The following is a 17026-nucleotide window of genomic DNA, read 5'->3' as shown; positions in this document are numbered from 1 at the left end:
AAAAAAGCAAGCCTCTTTTAAAAAGAGACTTGCTTATATTTTGAGAGACTTCCTATTTCAAAATGCTCACTTAAGAAGCACAACCCTCGCACGCTACATAGTTGTCGCCAACCTGTTTGCTAATTGCGATCAGGTCGCCCAGCTTGATATCTGCCTCATCTGTAAACTCCAGATCTGCAATACGAGCAACGATCAGTGCAGCAGCCTCTTCCTTGCTTGTTGCCATTTGGCTGAACTCAGACTTTTCGCCTGTAGATACAACCTCATATAAGTACGTATATCTCAACGTTTCCATCCTAACACTCTCCTTCCGAAATCACATCATATCATCTCTATTACCCAATTCCAAGTCCGATTATCAAGAACTCAATCATAGCGCAGCTTCATCTGCTCAGCTGTAAGACGTACTTCTTCAGAGCCAACGCTAAGCACCTTACTGGCTTCCGCCTGCGGATAGCGATCACGCAGAGTTCGAACCAAAGAGGCGGTATATGCTGCCGCAGAAGGGACACCTGCCAACTCCTTCAGACTTGCCATCGTGCCGGGCTGAACATCAGGATATCCTTCACTCGCCCCACCTGCTGCATGCTGATAAAATTGACGCACGTCCGCTGCCAGTTGATCTCCCTGACCTTCCACGATGATAAAAGCAGTAATAATATACGCCTTTGCCTGCCTGCGCTGGGCAATACCACAGAATTTCAGCCCACCTACACTGACATCATAATCCCCCGGGCAAAAAGCACCCTGAACCTCACCAGTTTGCGCCTGATTCGACCACGGCGTTAGCGACTCGGCAATAATCGAAGCCATCTCCCGGAAATCATCATGAATATTGATGGCATGTCCGGGATTAGGCAGAATCAGTGACACATTAACTACCCCTGGATTCAAGGGCACTGCCGCTCCACCGGAAGGCCGAACACAGACCGCTGTCCCTTGGCTTCTTATCCGTTCCATCGCTTCTACAGCCTGTGGCAACCTGCGGTCACGCAAACCCGCTACAAAGGCATCTGGGTGTCTCCATATATGTGCAACAGGCAGATGCCCTGCCCCAACCCGCCTGCACATGACTTCTTCCCAAGCAAAAGCTTCGAGTACACTACTACCTTGTCGCATGAGTGGTGTCTCCCAGATTTGTAGACGCAATGTAGCCTGTTTATCTGCCTGTAGTCCCTTTTCCGGCTGAACCGGTTGATCTGAATGGGAAGGTACACTCATCGTTCCATTACCTCCGGCTTAACGAATTCATATGTATCCAGTATATAGGAATGACAACGCATATATAAATAAGCCGGTTCCCAAGGAACACGGCTTATTTATATCGCATCCTATGGCTTAGAAACTGCTACTTCCAAAACCAAAGAAACTTACTCATCCGGCTTGTCCAGCGAGTGGACATACCTGATCTTAATCTTTCACCAAAGACAAGAATTCTGCACGTTGTGCCGGATTCTCACGGAAAGAACCACGTACCGCAGACGTCACCGTCTTGCTTCCCGGTTTCTTCACGCCGCGGGAACACATGCACAAGTGCTCGCCTTCCACAACGACCATAACTCCATGAGGCTCAACGGCCTCTGTCAGAATGTCAGCGATCTGTGAAGTAATCCGTTCCTGAACTTGCAGGCGACGTGTTACCGCTTCGACCAGACGAGCCATTTTGCTCAGACCAACGATCTTGCCGCTTGGTACATACCCAATGTGCACCTTGCCGAAAAACGGCGCCATGTGGTGCTCACATTGACTGTAGTAGACAATATCCTTGACGATAACCAGTTCTTCGTGATTCTCGTCAAACGTGACACCGAGCACATCGCGCGGGTCTACTTCATATCCACCAAAGATTTCTTCATACATTCGGGTCACACGTGCAGGCGTTTCAAGCAGCCCTTCACGTGTACTATCTTCTCCGATCAATTTCAGGATCTGCTCTACATGATACTCGATCTTCTCCCGATTGTCGGATACTTTTGAATTCAAATAATCTTTAACGCCAGCCACTGCCGAACGCCTCCTTTCGAACCACATACTTTAAGAGGTTGTTCAAAAAGTACGCTTTTGATTACGATGGATGCCTAACGGCATCATCAACGTCGAATATGAAATTCAGCCGAAATGTCCGTTGCTCACGTAGTTTACTACGCTCCGCTACTCCATTTCTAGCTTCATCCCATCTTCTCGGTACTGAAAACCCAACTTTTTGAACACGTACTTTAAGCAGTTATTCCCTGCTATTATTTTCGGCGGCCCGAACTTTTACGCGCAGGATGCTGTTGCGGCTGAGGCATTTTCGCTCCTGGCTGCTGATTCTTCATCATCTGCTGGGCACGCTGCATTTGCTTGCCATTCAGGTTGTAGCCCATTTGCTTCGCCATTTTCTGAAGCATGTCCGGATTGCTTTGCATTTTCTCAAGTTGTTTACGCAAGTAGAACACCCCGATGAAAAATCCCCCGACCAGACCAACAATCAATGTGATAATCGGTATAACAATATCCATCTCTTAGACACCTCTGTATGCATTCTAAAAAGCCTGATAATCCGTGTCACTTCATGATGTTCAACACACATGTTGCAAACCTGACACAGACCGGATTTCCTGAAAGTATCATAGCATTTCCGCACGCCTTGAGCAAACGGATTTTCCAGTTGAACCGCACACAAGCTACGTCATGACAGCTTCAATGAAAACGGTTGTATGCTGAGCCAGATCGATTTCAACCACATCCAGAGAATAACGCGTACTTCCGCGCGCCACCCTGATTACAGGTCTGCCGGGCAATCCCCGATGTTGACGCACAATGACTCCAGTCTCTTTGGTGGACAGTCGTACCGCTGTACCATTGGGATACACGGATACACTCTTGTTGAACTCAATCAGAATGTCCCGATCCAGCTTTGTACCAGACAACGCCATCATCTCTTCACAGGCCTCATGTGGCATCAAACTGTCCTTGGATAAACCATTAATGAGATTATCATAGATATTAGCCACACTAACGATTCTCGCAAACAGATGAATGTCACTCCCCTTGATCCCTCTCGGCATGCCTGTACCATCTACATGCTCATGATGTTGCAGGGCTGTATGGGCAACCAACAGACTGAACTCCCGTTTGTTCTTAATCACTTCGAATCCACGCCATGTATGGTGCAGCGAAGAATTCGCAGCAGAGCCACTGCCCGGAGGTTCCCCCACTTTGCCTATATCATGCAATAATGCCCCCACAGCAAGGTCCTTCAGTTGATTATAATTGAGTCCCATATTCAGTCCGATGACCGAAGACAACAAACATACATTCATCGCATGAACATATTGTGCATTGTCTTTGGTACGAATATCGGTGAGCTGCACTAACAGTTCACGCCCGTTCAGTACATCATTCAGCAACTTCTCTATACTGAGGGCAACCTTTCTCGGACTCCAGTCTTTCCCCGAGCGAATGGATTCGAGTGTGACACTCATTTCGTTAATTATTGCCCGTTTCGTGGTTTCATCCAGAATGTCCTCTGGTTCCACATCTTTATACGCTTCATCCTGGATGTATAACATGGTCACGCCAATACGCTTCAACGTATTGACCATGTATACGGTGAGCTGGACTCCGGCAGACAGCAGTACCGTACCGTTACTGGAATATACCGTCTTGCCCAGAAGCTCCCCCGCTTCCACGCTCTCCACGTTTACATATTTCATGAACGTCCCCCGCTCTTACGTTACGATCGCTGCTCCAATGCGAGCAATTGCTCCTTGGTTTGCAGACCGCCTACATAACCCACCAGGGTACCGTCTCTACCGCTGATACGGTGACAGGGAATAATAATCGGAATCGGATTTTTGCTAATGGCGTCCAGAACTGCACGAACAGCCTTGGGTCTGCCGATGATTTCCGCAACCTGTTGGTGTGATGAGGCCTCTCCATAAGATATATCGGACAGAACTTGCCATACTTGTAGCTGGAATGGTGTTCCAAGCCGATCAAGCTGCAAGTCGAACGTTTTTCTCTCCCCTGCAAAATACTGCTTTAACTGCTTAGCAGCTTCGCTAAGCTTCTCTTCATTCTTCTCATATCGATACTCGCCAATCCAGGTGCGGGCCCATTGTTGCAGATGAGCCTCGCGCACGTGAAAGGCGCCAAAATCAATGTGACACAGTCCTTCATCCGTCGCGCATAACGTAAGAGTACCAATCGGTGTCAGTATCTCATCGTAGTATACGGGCTTGCCATGAAGACCCGTAACGGCTGAAGGTTTCCACGCTGCGGCTTCCGGTTTGGCAGGCTGTGCAGACTGCTCACTACCCGGTTCAATCCCAGCTTCCATTTTCAAATCCTGTTGTAACGCACGCAAGGCATTGTTCTCGTTGTTCCGTTCCTCTTGCTGCTTCTCACTCACTTGCCCAGCCTGTGGCTGTTTGGGTAAGGTCTCGGACGAACTCAGTCGCTCCTCGGCCTTCTGCAGCATGCTTAGTACGTTCCCATCTTGTTCGTTAGCGGCAGCTTCCCCAATTGCTCTCATGGCGTCTTCTCCTCCAATTCTGCTTAACGCCCAAGCTGCGGTTCCCCGCAACTCGGGGCGCGGATCACGTTTTAGTACTTCTGTAAGTTTGGGTACAGCACTTTTGTCTTTAAAATTGCCCAGGGCAATAACGGCGTTGCGTTGAATCGGCTTCTTGCCCCGCCAAGCGGCGGAACTCTGACCGAAACGTTCCTTGAATTCCCGGTTACCGATGTCCAGCAGCGGCAGCAGGAGTGGCTTCACAATCTCCGGATCGGGGTGAAACTCGGGATGATGATCCCAATTCTTGCCCCGATTCTTCGGACAGACAATCTGACACGTGTCACAACCGTACAGACGGTTGCCTATTTTCAGCATAAATTCTTCATCCACGAACCCTTTTGTCTGGGTTACAAAAGAAATACAACGCTGTGAATTCAACTGCCCCGGGCCCACCAATGCTCCTGTAGGACAGGCATCAATACATTTTGTACATTCACCGCAGTCTTCGGTCACAGGTGTGTCTGGTTGAAAAGGAATATTCGTTACCAGTTCTCCGAGAAAAATCCATGAACCGAATTTGGGTGATATAATCGCACAGTTTTTGGCGCTAAAACCAATCCCCGCACGCTGGGACACCGCACGATCCACCAATGCTCCGGTGTCTACCATACTTTCGATCATGGCCTCAGGTACACGTTCACGTATAAAGTTTACCAGCTTGTCCATCGCTGCACGCAGGACCTGATGATAATCCTGGCCCCAAGCCGAACGGGCAAAAATGCCTCGATACGCACCAGGCTCCGATTTCGGCGGATTCACCATTTTGGATGGGTATGCCACGGCTATTGCGATCAGTGAAGCGGGCTCGCCATCTTTTAAGGCGGGGTGCACCCTTTTTTCAATATCCGGCTCTTCAAATCCTGAAGCATACCCCTTATCCCGCGACTGCTCCAGCAGCGACTTCAGGGAAACAAAGGGATCAGCCGAAGCAAATCCGATATCATCAATGCCCAGTCCGGGGCCAGCTGCCTTGATCTCCTGTTTTAACTTCTCCCATACGGAGGCATCCTGTGCTGCCCCGGTCTGTACGCTCGTCATTTCTCTTCCCTCTCTTCTTCCGACACTTATTCCGTAAATAGTGAACGCCCGCCTCACGGTAAGAGGACAGGCGTTAATTTCTATATATGCCTTGCATACTTGATTTCAAACGGAACGAGTCTATATGGTTTAACGCAAAATGCAGTCTGAAGTTGTTGTCCTGTCAGCATTTTACAATTTCTTCAATTCAGAAAACGGCCAGAAAATAAATTCAGCCTTGCCTACAATCTGGTCGGATGTAATACTGCCAAACACTCGGCTATCCTTACTTTTTCCTTCATGACGATTATCCCCCATCACGAAGAAATGATCCGGCTCCAATGTGATTGGGCCAAAATCAGGGTCCTGCACTTCAATATCAGTGTACGTTTCCGCTTGTTGCTCGCCGTTCACATATAGATGGTGATCCCTGACCTCAATTGTATCTCCCGGAAGTCCAACGATCCGTTTCACCAGAAAATCCTTCTTCTCTACACCTTCACTTGGATCACGAAGTACAATCACATCTGATCGGGAAGGAGTACCCAGATGGTATACGATTTTGTTGACGAAAAGGCGATCTCGCTCAACCAGTGTCGGCTGCATGGACTGTCCCTTGACCATTGACAGATTAAACACAAACAGGTTCAGCAGCATCATGATTACAAAAGCAACAACAATCGTTTTGACCCAGTCCCACAGCTCGACCACCCAGGATTTCCCCGGTTGTTCAGGCTTTGACGGTTCATTACGTTGCTCGGAAGTCACATGTTCCATTGAATGATTATTGGAATTCAAAGGGACACCTCATTTATTAAATAGTTGAATTAAACTTGTAACATGGTGACCATACTCCCTTTCAGTCTACTTCATTTGGGAGAGTGAAACAATTGGTTATGAGCACCAATACCTTCGTTATCGTGAATACAGCCGGGATAGTCGCGTTAATTTAAATAGAATTCGGAGACTCCGAAGCATGTTCATAAAATGAGGGAACCAGAGGAATATGACGTGAAGAACACTCATATAAATAGAAAGGCACATCCCTCACGTTCTTACACGTTAAAGAGATATGCCTAATATGAAATGAAAATCTTTTTTTATTTCTTTTTAAACATGCAAACTAAGCTTTGGACAAAATACTAAGAGTCTGGAAAGCGCTCATAATCTGATTGGCACCGTAACCCATTGCTTCATATAGAGGCATGGCTACTTTGTTGTGCTCATCACCCGCCACCCATACCTGGCTGACTTTACGCTGCTGGAACCGCTGTTCCATAGCCTCGACAAGTGTTTTGCCGACTCCACGGCGACGATAGTCTGGATGTACCGCAATACGGTAGATACAACCCTGGTTGTGATCAATCGTACCGATCAAAGCGCCTACGAGGTCTCCCTCTTCTTCCGCAACCATGATCAGGTCAGAATCCCATGACAATTGACGGGCAAACGGGCCCATCGTGTTCTCATAACACTCTTCCGATAGTGCAACCTGGAGAAGCTCCGTCATCTGGCTTGCATCACTCAACTGAAAGGAACGAACGTGCATGTCTTAAATCTCCCTTTTCGTTAGCTTAGATGAGGTTTTTTACAAAAAGGGAATCCCTTTTTACCAAAAACCCAATGTTCATATAATGACAAAAAACGAGAAAATACCGCTTCTTCGTCAATTAAACCATACTTTTCTCCATAAAACACGCATTTTCTTTTGAAAGCGCTTAATTGTAACCGTTTACATACGAATATTAAACTTTTCATCCATTTAAACGCCTGAAAACACATAAATAGTTGCATAATGGGTAAAATATGTTTGTTATCTCTGGCCCATCATTAGATCAACGCTTCGGGGGACTTAATAAACAAAAATGTTGCTTAATTAGCTCGAATGCGGTTTAATATTAGTGGCAAGGGTATTATTACATATGTACCTGTTCTCAAAAAAACTAAAATCTCAGGAGGTATTTCATTATGACTTTTCAATTACCAGCACTTCCTTACGCTAACGGCGCACTGGAACCACATATCGATGCAAAAACGATGGAAATCCACCACGATCGCCATCACAATACTTATGTAACTAACTTGAACGCAGCTCTGGAAAGCGCTCCTGAACTGCAAGAAAAAAGCTTGGAAGATCTGATTGCTAACCTTGACAGCGTACCTGAAGGCATCCGCACAGCGGTTCGCAACAATGGTGGTGGACATGCTAACCACAGCTTGTTCTGGGAAATCATTGGACCTAACGGCGGCGGCGCTCCTACAGGTGATATCGCAGCAGCTATCGATAGCGAACTGGGTGGTTTTGATAAATTCAAAGAAGATTTCGCTAAAGCAGCTACAACTCGTTTCGGTTCCGGCTGGGCTTGGCTAGTAGTTGGCAAAGATGGCAAGTTGTCCATCACTAGCACACCTAACCAAGACAGCCCTCTCTTCGAAGGTCTGACTCCGGTTCTGGGTCTGGATGTATGGGAGCACGCTTACTACCTGAACTACCAAAACAAACGTCCTGACTACATCGCCGCTTTCTGGAATGTAATCAACTGGGATGAAGTGAACAAACGTTACGCTTCTGCAAAATAAGACTGTTATCATGCAACAGTTAACATAAAAGAGAGCCTGATTCGGTCGTTGTGACCGTGATCAGGCTCTCTTTTTGCTATCGCTATAGTTATAGTTAATGGGTGTTTTGTTTCTAACGAACCCAGGACACGCTATTGCTCCATATTTCATCGTATCGCGAACCTAACGAATCTCAGAGTAGCTATTTCCCCAAATACGAGCTTTAATGCGCACTTTTGGGTTGATTTGGCTATGATAACGTCACTCAGGTTCGTTAGCTCCCCCATTTAATCATTCACTTGATCATACGCACCGGCAAAATAACTGCTGATCAGCTTCAGAAATATGTTGGGGAATGCCATCTTGTCCATATCTTCCGGACCGATCCAGCGGTAGGTCAAGCCATCACCTTTACCTGTCAGTGTCAGCGTGCTCAGGGCAGGATCACTAACGTCAGATGATGACATCAACATCTCTCCATCGTTAAGCGATGTTGAGATGTTCTGCGCATTAGGCGTGCTTGGCTCCGATGAATGCGTTGTGTCTGACTCAGGTGACACAGCTGATGATGAGGCTGTGCCCTCCCTTGTTGCCGCCTGTGCATCGTAGGCGGCTCTGGCTTCCGCTGCGATCAGCGGAAGCTCACTGCTCTGGTCCTGCTCGGTACACTTGTACACCTGCAGGCTCCAGACAATGTGGCTGAACACATGCTCCGCATGGGTAGCCAGCCCTTCCGGGCGGGCAGCGAAGCCTTCCGCCCATAGACTGCCGGCCAGCAATGCCATGGCCGGCTCATCCGCCAGCGGCGCTGCCTTCTTGCTCGCTGCGGCGGGCGCCGCGAGCACATGTGGCAGCTCCCACATGCGGGCCAATAGGCCCGTGTCTGGGCGCTGGCGCACAAGCACTTGGCCGCGATGAGCACCGCGGCCCTCCACAATCGCGACCAGCCGCTGCTCAGGGCGCGGCGGCTTCGCCTTGGTCTTAACCGGCAGCGTAAGCTCTCTTCCGGCGATACGGCCGGAACATTGCTCCATGACCGGGCAAGTCAGGCAGTGCGGCGCTTTGGGTGTACACACCAGCGCACCAAGCTCCATCAGCGCCTGATTGAAATCACGCGCCCGCCCTTCCGGAATGAGCTCTCCTGCGAGCTCTTCCATTAACACCCGGGTGCTGCCCTTCATAATGTCCTCATCGATGAGGAAGTATCGGGACAGTACCCGCATGACATTGCCATCTACCGCAGGCTGCGGCTGGTTGAAGGCAATGCTGAGAATGGCCCCGGCAGTATACGGGCCCACCCCTTTTAATGCAAAGACAGCCTGTTTCTCCTGAGGCATCTCTCCTCCGTGCAGCTCCATGACTTGTCTCGCGGCAGCCTGAAGATTACGTGCACGGGAGTAATACCCGAGTCCCTCCCAATTTTTCAACACATCCTCTTCGGGTGCTTCCGCCAACGCCTGCACGGTCGGGAAATTCCCGATAAAACGATTGAAATACGGAATTACCGTATCGACCCGAGTCTGCTGAAGCATAATCTCCGATACCCATGTGAAATACGGATTGTTGTGGCGACGCCACGGCAAATCCCGTCGGTTGACCATATACCAGTCCAGCAAATTCACGCTGAAATGTTGTTTCTGTTCCTGTAAACCCATAGTTCCGTCCTCTCCTATTGCCAAGCTAGCTACTTTTCCATCTGTTCTACGATCGCAAAGGCCGCTGCCAATTCCGTCTGATGCGTAATGCTCAAATGAATATCATATTGCTTATCGTATGGCAGCTGCAGACGTTCCCAGGCTTGACTGGACAGCGAGGCCACTGGACGTCCTGTCCCATCAGGCAACACCTCAATGTCAGTAAAACCCATGACACCACCAATACCGCAGCCAAATGCCTTAGACACCGCTTCTTTCGCTGCAAATCGACCGGATACAAACTCCGTCATCCGCTTCCCACGACGAACCGCGATCTCCCACTCTGCTGGCGTTAAAATTCGTTTCAGAAATGCTTCCGCATGGCGACCGGACAGCAGCTTCCGCATACGTCCAATCTCCAGCACATCATTACCAATGCCATATATCATCAACGCTTCACCCGCTTAATCTTTTATACTGTAAGAGGTTGTTCAAAAGTTCCATCTTCTTGGTACTGAAAACCACTCTTTTTGAACATGCATTGTAAAAGATCTCCATTCAATCACATGATCCGTAACTCTCCGAACACGTATTCTATTGTAGCAGGAGGGGCGATCAGAAGCGAGTACCTATCCGCATTCCCATATATGCTAAAATATGAATCAGGAATCGTCTGAAATTCTTAGGAGGTCTGAATAATGCCCATAACTTTTGAATTGCCCACTGACGTAGATGCGATCATTCGCGGAGACTTTTTCCCTGCACAACAATCCGCTCAAGGCGTCATCATTCTGGCTCACGGATACAAAGGCTTCAAAGACTGGGGCATGTTCCCCTACGCAGCTTCACAGCTAAGCCAGACACATCATGTGCTGACCTTTAATTTCTCTCACAACGGTATCGGCGAATATCTGGAGCAATTCTCTGAACTTGAAAAGTTCGCAGTGAATACCTACAGCCGGGAGCTTGCCGATCTGGCCCTGGTACTGGAACATGTGGCTACACAACCTGAACTCACTCGACTTCCTGTATACCTGGTTGGCCACAGCCGCGGTGCGGGCGTAAGTCTCGTCTATGCACTGGATCATCCCGAGCAGGTGGCAGGTGTCATCTCCTGGAATGGCGTAACCAATCTGGATCTCTTCACAACAGAGCAAAAAGAAGAAATGCGTACGCATGGCCGCAGCCATGTCGTTAACGGACGAACAGGCCAGCAGATGCCACTGGACGTGGCTATTCTGGAAGACCTGGACAAGCATAGCGAACGTTACGCTATCATTGATCGCTTGGCTTCTTCACCTGTGCGAGTCGCACTCATTCAGGGAACAGAAGATCCCCAACGTCTGCGTGACGGTTCTGCCGCACTTGTGCAAGCACGCCCTGATATCCCATGGCACCAGATACCCGAAGGGAACCACACCTTTAATACGGTACATCCATTTAAAGAAACCACTCCGCAACTGGAGCAAGCCATCACCCAAACCCTACAACAGATCAAAGACTGGAATAGGTAACTCATCTTTAATATAGTAGTCACCTGGATTTTTGCGATTTCTCGTTCCACATAACAAAAAGAGTCACTGCGTGAGCAGTGACTCTTTTTGCATTCCCTATATAACGATCATGCTCATCCATCCGTATTAGATACCAGGAATGGCATTGCGTTTGTGATGTGTGCGCGTATAGAACGCTTCGAGGCGCTCTTGTGCAGCCGGATCGATCTGTTTGCCTTCGAGATAGTCGCTGTTCGCTTCATACGAAATTCCCAGCTCATCTTCGTCCGTCTGACCTTCCCACAGTCCTGCCGATGGTGCTTTGTCCAAAATAGCCTGTGGCACGTTCAGATATGCTGCCAGCTGGCGTACCTGACGTTTGTTCAGGGTGCTCAGTGGTGTAATATCCACAGCACCGTCGCCCCATTTGGTATAGAAGCCCGTGATGGCTTCGGACGCATGATCCGTACCTACAACGAGCAGGTTTTCTTCAAACGAAAGCGCATATTGCATAACCATACGAGTTCTCGCCTTAACATTACCTTTGCCTTGGTGAGTCATATGGCGTGGGCTGCCCAAAGATTTGAAACCTTGCTCCACTTCCAGCGCAATCTCGTTAACTGCATCTTCGATATTGGTTTCCACGACATGCTTCAGATCGTATGCTTTGGCTACCGCGTAGCTGTGATCGATATCGGATTGTTCACCATAAGGTTGGAACACACCAAGCGTTTTGTACTCTTGGTTGTTCTCTTGCGTGAGCTCGTCCGTCGCTTTTTTGCAAAGCGCCGTAGCCACCGCACTGTCAATACCGCCACTGATCGCAATCAGCAAACCCTTGGCACCCGCATTTTTCACATACGTCTTCAGAAAATCAACACGCTTGCGTACTTCCTCTTCCTCATTAATGCTTGGTTTAACCTTCAATTCAGCGATGATCTGTTGTTGCAAACTCATCGTTCACACACCCCGTTTCTAAATGAATGAAATTTGATGTCCAGCTTGAAAGGTCCGAATGGTTCAATAACCTTATCTATCCAAAATGAAACGCCCCGGCATCGGTGATCCGAAGGGCGGGGCGTTCTATGGAGCGAATTAACGGCAGTAACGGTCAAATGCACTTTTGAGATCAGCCGCAATATCCTCTGCAGAACGGTCTTCCACTTGATGACGCTCGATAAAGTGAACGAGTTCTCCGTCTTTCATCAGAGCGATGGACGGTGAAGATGGAGGATACGGTGCAAAGAATTCACGTGCTTTTGCAGTTGCTTCTTTGTCCTGACCAGCAAATACAGTGTACAGGTGATCCGGTGTAATATCGTGCTGAAGTGCTTGGGACACACCTGGGCGACATTGACCTGCGGCACATCCGCAGACAGAGTTAATGACAACCAGCGCTGTTCCTTTTGCATCCGGCAGACTTGCTTCCACTTCTTCAGGAGTACGCAACTCCTGGATTCCTAGACGAGTTAACTCATCCCGCATGGGTTGAACCATATCTTTCATGTATTGATCAAATGACATCGACATTCGGTTTCACTCCTTATAAATGGTTGTTCTATGATCTCGATAGAATTAAAGGCGAATAACTCTCCAAAACAACGTTACATTCATATCGAACATTATGGATGTAATGATGTGCTATTCCTATTATACATCCATAAGCAATGAAAGCAAGATTCAGAAACCGCCTGCGGAAAGGCCTCTTCCATAATATTATGTCTCAATGTCTGGCAAAATATGCTGAATGACTAACGTTCAAATGCCACTTTGAAGGTCGTGCCTTGGCCTTCCTCCGATTCCACAGTAATGGTTCCATTATGTCGTTCCACAATACTTAGGCACATGGACAATCCAAGTCCGGTTCCTTTGGCTTTTGTCGTATAGAAAGGTTCAAACAGCTTTTCCTTCTTCACTCTGGGTAGACCAGGTCCTGTGTCACGTACACACAGTTCCACTTTATCATCCACTATCCGTGTCTCCAGCGTAAGCACGCCCTTCTCATTCATGGCTTCCATCCCGTTACGGGCCAGGTTCAACACCACCTGTTTGATTTCCTTAGAATTGAGATGCAGCTTCGGCACATTATGGGCCAACATGAGTTCAATACTCTGACCACGCAGGTTCGCATCCGCCCATAACAATGGACTCAGTTCATGTATGATATCGTGCAACTGGGATTCTTCTTTCTCGGCAATACGATTCTGAGCCAAAGACAAGAAATCATTAATGATACTGTTGGCCCGGTCCAGCTCTTCCAGAACGATCCGGTAATAGTGATCGAGGGAGTCAGGACTCTTTTCCTGCATAAGTTGAAGAAAACCCCGCACAACCGCCATTGGATTACGCACCTCATGCGTAATGCTTGCAGCCATCTGCCCCACCAGACTGAGACGATCCACATTATCCAGTTCACTTCGCAACATCTCAAGCTCCGTGATATCCTGAATGATCAGCATGGCTCCTGTAACTTCTCTCGCAGACTCTGTTGAAAAGGCATAGATCGGTACGGTTCGGGACTGAAATACGTATGCACCGTAACGAACGGTCAACCCACTAATCTCACCATGAACGATGGCTCTGCGAATGCTTTTATCCATCTTATCAGCCTGACCTTGTTCAACAAATTGACTGGCAGGCTGTCCAATGAGATCAGGCGTGGAGGTACAAGGTAGCTGCTCCCTTGCGGTTTGCTCCATCATCTCATTGACAAACATGACTGTGCCTTGTTTATCTACGGTAGCAATGGAGAGAGGCACTGCATTCAGAATCTGATGAAGTTTCTCCGTTTCGGCTATGTATCGGTGGTGGACTTCCGAGAGATGCTGCTCCAGCCCGCGATAGTGCTTCATCCGTTCCAGCCATAGCAGACTCAGACTGCCCGCAACAATGGCTCCAGCGGTATATCCAAGTGCTGTAAGTATCATGTAGGTCGCAGAGTATGTGGATTCATTCTGGAGGGATGCGATCCATAACAGACTCGTTACAATCAGTTCCATTGTAATCAGGATGATGAGGATCGCCATTTTGCGTGAAGGTGTATTATGCTTGAATCGTTTGGCAGACAACCATACAATAGGATAGAGAAGAATGCCCGTATGAAGGAGAAATCCGTACAGATCATAGGAATGCGCAAAAAGAAAATAGAAGAGAATATGTAGAATGGACAGCGTTGCGCCTATAGCGGACTTACAATACAAAATAACAAGTATCACAGGTACGATGCTTAATGAGATGGGCACAGCCACCGGGCTTGCATCGAGCGCAAACAGCAGACACAATAACATGCTAGCGACACTTGTCACAGCAAAACTGGTATGAACGATTCCGGCATGTTCCATTCTGGCAATAGCCCGCTTGGAAAGTACCAGACGGAATAAGGGAATCAGATATACCGCCGACCCTGCCAGCAGTACTTGTAAAAGCATGTCCTTTAACGCAACCACAATGCCATCTCCTCCTCTGCCTGCACATTCCCTCATGTATTTCTGATTAAAACATAGGCGACAGTATATTACAATATATCCCTTAAGACTGCACAATAGAACTGCTCATAACTCCATTATATTTCAGAAAAAGCCAGGAGTAGACACATTTTTACGTAAAACAGACAAAATCAATGAAAAAAGAGGGTAATAACATATGTATGATGTCATTGTAATTGGTGGTGGATCTGCGGGCCTGATGGCTTGCGTTGCTGCTGCCGAGCATGGAGCCTCCGTGCTTCTGCTGGATAAAGGAGATCAACTGGGTCGTAAACTCGGCATCTCTGGCGGAGGTCGATGCAATGTAACCAATGCCAAGGAAACGGATGAACTCATCCGACATATTCCGGGTAATGGACGCTTTTTATATAGTTCGTTTCAAAATCTGGACAACCAGGGAATCATGCGTTTCTTCGAGAATCTCGGAATTGCCCTGAAAGAAGAAGACAACGGCAGAATGTTCCCTGTAACCGATAAAGCGAAAACCGTTGTGGATGCGCTGGTAGGCAAAATTGTCTCCCTCGGCGTTGAGATTCGTACCAAAGAACCGGTTAAGGAACTCATTCAGAACGGTCAGCACGTACAGGGTGTTAAATTGCTCTCAGGTAAAACGATCCTTGGACGCTCTGTCATTATCGCTACTGGTGGCAAATCCGTACCCCAAACCGGATCAACCGGAGATGGTTACCCCTGGGCTGAGGCTGCGGGGCACACGATTACGGAGTTATATCCAACCGAAGTGCCTATTGTGTCTGGGGAGAGTTGGATTCAATCCAAAGAACTGCAAGGTTTGTCTTTGAGGGATATCGGCTTATCTGTATTGGACGCCAAAGGAAAAACCGTCATCTCCCATCGGGGGGATATGATCTTCACGCATTTTGGAGTGTCTGGACCGGTTGCACTGCGTTGTAGCCAATTTATCCGCAAGGTTCAGATGAAGTCTGGAAACCCACAGGTCATCATGAGCATTGATCTGTTACCGGAGCTGTCCCCAGGTGCATTGGAAGCACAGGTTCAGCAGGTATTGGAACAAGAGTCCCGCAAGGCTGTCAAAAACATACTGAAAACATGGGTTCCAGAGCGCATGATTCCATTAATGATGAAACGGGCAGAGATCAGCGATGACCTCACGTTCCACCATTTTCCTAAAGGTATGTTAAGCAACTTGTGCGGGCTAATGAAAGCTTTTACCTTCCGTGCAGACGGAACGAGATCGCTCAAAGAAGCCTTTGTCACTGGGGGAGGAATCCACTTAAAGGAGATATACCCAAAAACGATGGAATCCAAGCTGCTGCCTAGACTATTCTTTTGCGGTGAAGTTCTGGATATTCACGGCTACACCGGAGGGTATAATATCACCGCTGCATTCTCAACGGGATATACGGCTGGCATGCATGCAGCTGAATATAAACACGCTAAACTATAAATAGAGGTTGTTCAAAAAGTCCGCTTTTGATTACGAATCATGCCTAATGGCATCATCAGCATCGAATATGAAATTCAGCCGAAATAGGTTGATGCCTACGAAGTATGTTTCCTTCAGAAACATTGTAGTTGCTCACGTAGTTTTCCCTACACTCCGCTACTCCATTTCTAGCTTCATTCCATCTTCTCGGTACTGAAAACCGAACTTTTTGAACTCTCAATACTAGGTATTACACACTTTAAGCGCATGATGAATTGCTTCAGATGTCAAAAACCCCGAGATCCACTATCTGTGGAGTATCGGGGTTTTTGGGCATTATGCCATTTTAGAAAGACGGAACGAACCACTCTTAACTTGTGATCTTTTCCCTTCTATGCTTTGACACTGCCTGAGAATCCATCAGCCGAATCATCGTATGTCGGGTCATCGCTATAGTTATGTCTGCCTTGCTCCGTCTGGCTTCCCTGGTTTCCACTCGCATAGCCCTCATTCCAGTCCTCATTCACGAGATGAGCCGGAATCGATATATTCTGAAACTGATCCAGTTCTTCCGTTTGCGCGGCAAATACGGCACTTCCTCCATGAGATTGTACAATCTCTACGGCAGACTGAGGATCTTGGCGATCTGTGGGGATGTACAATTCCAGCGGGCCGGACTGATACGGCTTATATCCCAATTCCTCCAAGGTTGCCCTGGCAGCATTCAACGCTGAACCGTCTGAGAAGTGCACCTGTAGTTCGCTATTATCCATCATCATCTCTTCCTCCTTGCTATAGCTAATCTCTCATCATCCATAGATGAGATTCTTTCTTCTATAGCATGGGCAGATATAGCGCACGATATGCTCTGA

Annotated in this window: 17 protein-coding genes; 3 read left to right on the top strand and 14 right to left on the bottom strand. The window is 47.9% G+C overall.

From position 1 onward, the window contains the following. Window positions 1–70 precede the first annotated feature (70 nt). From BLS69_RS30215 to BLS69_RS30180, 8 genes are all read right to left on the bottom strand, one after another. On the bottom strand, window positions 71–295 hold the full coding sequence (locus BLS69_RS30215; RefSeq protein ID WP_091039003.1) for a hypothetical protein: 225 nt from the start codon (window positions 293–295) through the stop codon (window positions 71–73). Between the two features lie 71 nt (window positions 296–366). Further along, window positions 367–1221, bottom strand: a complete 855-nt coding sequence (locus BLS69_RS30210; protein ID WP_091039002.1) for a lipoate--protein ligase family protein — start codon at window positions 1219–1221, stop codon at window positions 367–369. Between the two features lie 189 nt (window positions 1222–1410). After that, on the bottom strand, window positions 1411–2004 hold the full coding sequence (gene folE / locus BLS69_RS30205; protein WP_036668229.1) for a GTP cyclohydrolase I FolE: 594 nt from the start codon (window positions 2002–2004) through the stop codon (window positions 1411–1413). A 233-nt stretch (window positions 2005–2237) separates the two neighbouring features. Beyond that, the gene (locus tag BLS69_RS30200) at window positions 2238–2501 is read right to left on the bottom strand and encodes a YneF family protein (RefSeq protein ID WP_017690778.1); all 264 of its coding nucleotides are present in this window, start codon (window positions 2499–2501) and stop codon (window positions 2238–2240) included. Window positions 2502–2666: 165 nt separating this feature from the next. After that, on the bottom strand, window positions 2667–3698 hold the full coding sequence (locus tag BLS69_RS30195) for an HD-GYP domain-containing protein (protein ID WP_091039000.1): 1032 nt from the start codon (window positions 3696–3698) through the stop codon (window positions 2667–2669). Window positions 3699–3718: 20 nt separating this feature from the next. Continuing rightward, complete coding sequence (gene queG / locus BLS69_RS30190; RefSeq protein WP_091038999.1) at window positions 3719–5599, bottom strand: tRNA epoxyqueuosine(34) reductase QueG; 1881 nt, start codon at window positions 5597–5599, stop codon at window positions 3719–3721. A gap of 171 nt (window positions 5600–5770) precedes the next feature. Further along, window positions 5771–6355 (bottom strand): signal peptidase I, encoded by a 585-nt coding sequence (gene lepB / locus BLS69_RS30185; protein WP_074096722.1) that lies wholly within the window; start codon window positions 6353–6355, stop codon window positions 5771–5773. 346 nt (window positions 6356–6701) lie between these two features. After that, window positions 6702–7127 carry a GNAT family N-acetyltransferase gene (locus tag BLS69_RS30180; RefSeq protein ID WP_017690782.1) on the bottom strand — a complete coding sequence of 142 codons (426 nt, stop codon included), beginning with the start codon at window positions 7125–7127 and terminating at the stop codon, window positions 6702–6704. 419 nt (window positions 7128–7546) lie between these two features. Between BLS69_RS30180 and BLS69_RS30175 the strand changes: the two genes are divergently transcribed. Beyond that, window positions 7547–8158, top strand: coding sequence for a superoxide dismutase (locus BLS69_RS30175; RefSeq protein WP_091038997.1), 612 nt, complete (start codon window positions 7547–7549; stop codon window positions 8156–8158). Between the two features lie 266 nt (window positions 8159–8424). On the opposite strand, the gene mutY is transcribed toward BLS69_RS30175, so the two are convergent. Then, entirely contained in the window at window positions 8425–9792 is a 1368-nt protein-coding gene (gene mutY / locus BLS69_RS30170) for an A/G-specific adenine glycosylase (RefSeq protein WP_091038996.1), read from the bottom strand. Window positions 9793–9821: 29 nt separating this feature from the next. Beyond that, window positions 9822–10220, bottom strand: coding sequence for a holo-ACP synthase (acpS, locus tag BLS69_RS30165; RefSeq protein WP_091038994.1), 399 nt, complete (start codon window positions 10218–10220; stop codon window positions 9822–9824). Window positions 10221–10469: 249 nt separating this feature from the next. Between acpS and BLS69_RS30160 the strand changes: the two genes are divergently transcribed. Beyond that, window positions 10470–11285, top strand: coding sequence for an alpha/beta hydrolase family protein (locus BLS69_RS30160; protein ID WP_091038993.1), 816 nt, complete (start codon window positions 10470–10472; stop codon window positions 11283–11285). A 126-nt stretch (window positions 11286–11411) separates the two neighbouring features. On the opposite strand, the gene nadE is transcribed toward BLS69_RS30160, so the two are convergent. The 3 genes from nadE to BLS69_RS30145 form a co-directional block, all read right to left on the bottom strand. After that, window positions 11412–12221 (bottom strand): ammonia-dependent NAD(+) synthetase, encoded by an 810-nt coding sequence (gene nadE, locus BLS69_RS30155; RefSeq protein ID WP_047841401.1) that lies wholly within the window; start codon window positions 12219–12221, stop codon window positions 11412–11414. Between the two features lie 138 nt (window positions 12222–12359). Next, window positions 12360–12794, bottom strand: a complete 435-nt coding sequence (locus BLS69_RS30150; protein WP_091038991.1) for a BrxA/BrxB family bacilliredoxin — start codon at window positions 12792–12794, stop codon at window positions 12360–12362. A 221-nt stretch (window positions 12795–13015) separates the two neighbouring features. After that, a complete protein-coding gene (locus BLS69_RS30145; protein ID WP_176873175.1) occupies window positions 13016–14710 on the bottom strand; it encodes a two-component system sensor histidine kinase NtrB in 1695 nt (564 codons plus the stop codon). Window positions 14711–14906: 196 nt separating this feature from the next. Here BLS69_RS30145 and BLS69_RS30140 point away from each other — a divergent pair, with 196 nt between their 5' ends. Beyond that, window positions 14907–16175: a BaiN/RdsA family NAD(P)/FAD-dependent oxidoreductase gene (locus BLS69_RS30140; protein WP_091038989.1), complete on the top strand. Its 1269-nt coding sequence runs from the start codon at window positions 14907–14909 to the stop codon at window positions 16173–16175. A gap of 371 nt (window positions 16176–16546) precedes the next feature. Here BLS69_RS30140 and BLS69_RS30135 read toward each other — a convergent pair whose 3' ends face one another. Then, window positions 16547–16933 (bottom strand): hypothetical protein, encoded by a 387-nt coding sequence (locus BLS69_RS30135; RefSeq protein WP_143023644.1) that lies wholly within the window; start codon window positions 16931–16933, stop codon window positions 16547–16549. Window positions 16934–17026 lie beyond the last annotated feature (93 nt).

The sequence above is a fragment of the Paenibacillus sp. CF095 genome, assembly GCF_900101225.1.
Classification (GTDB): domain Bacteria; phylum Bacillota; class Bacilli; order Paenibacillales; family Paenibacillaceae; genus Paenibacillus.
The sequence above is the reverse complement of the archived record's forward strand: the minus strand, read 5'-3'. Positions and strand labels throughout refer to the sequence as shown.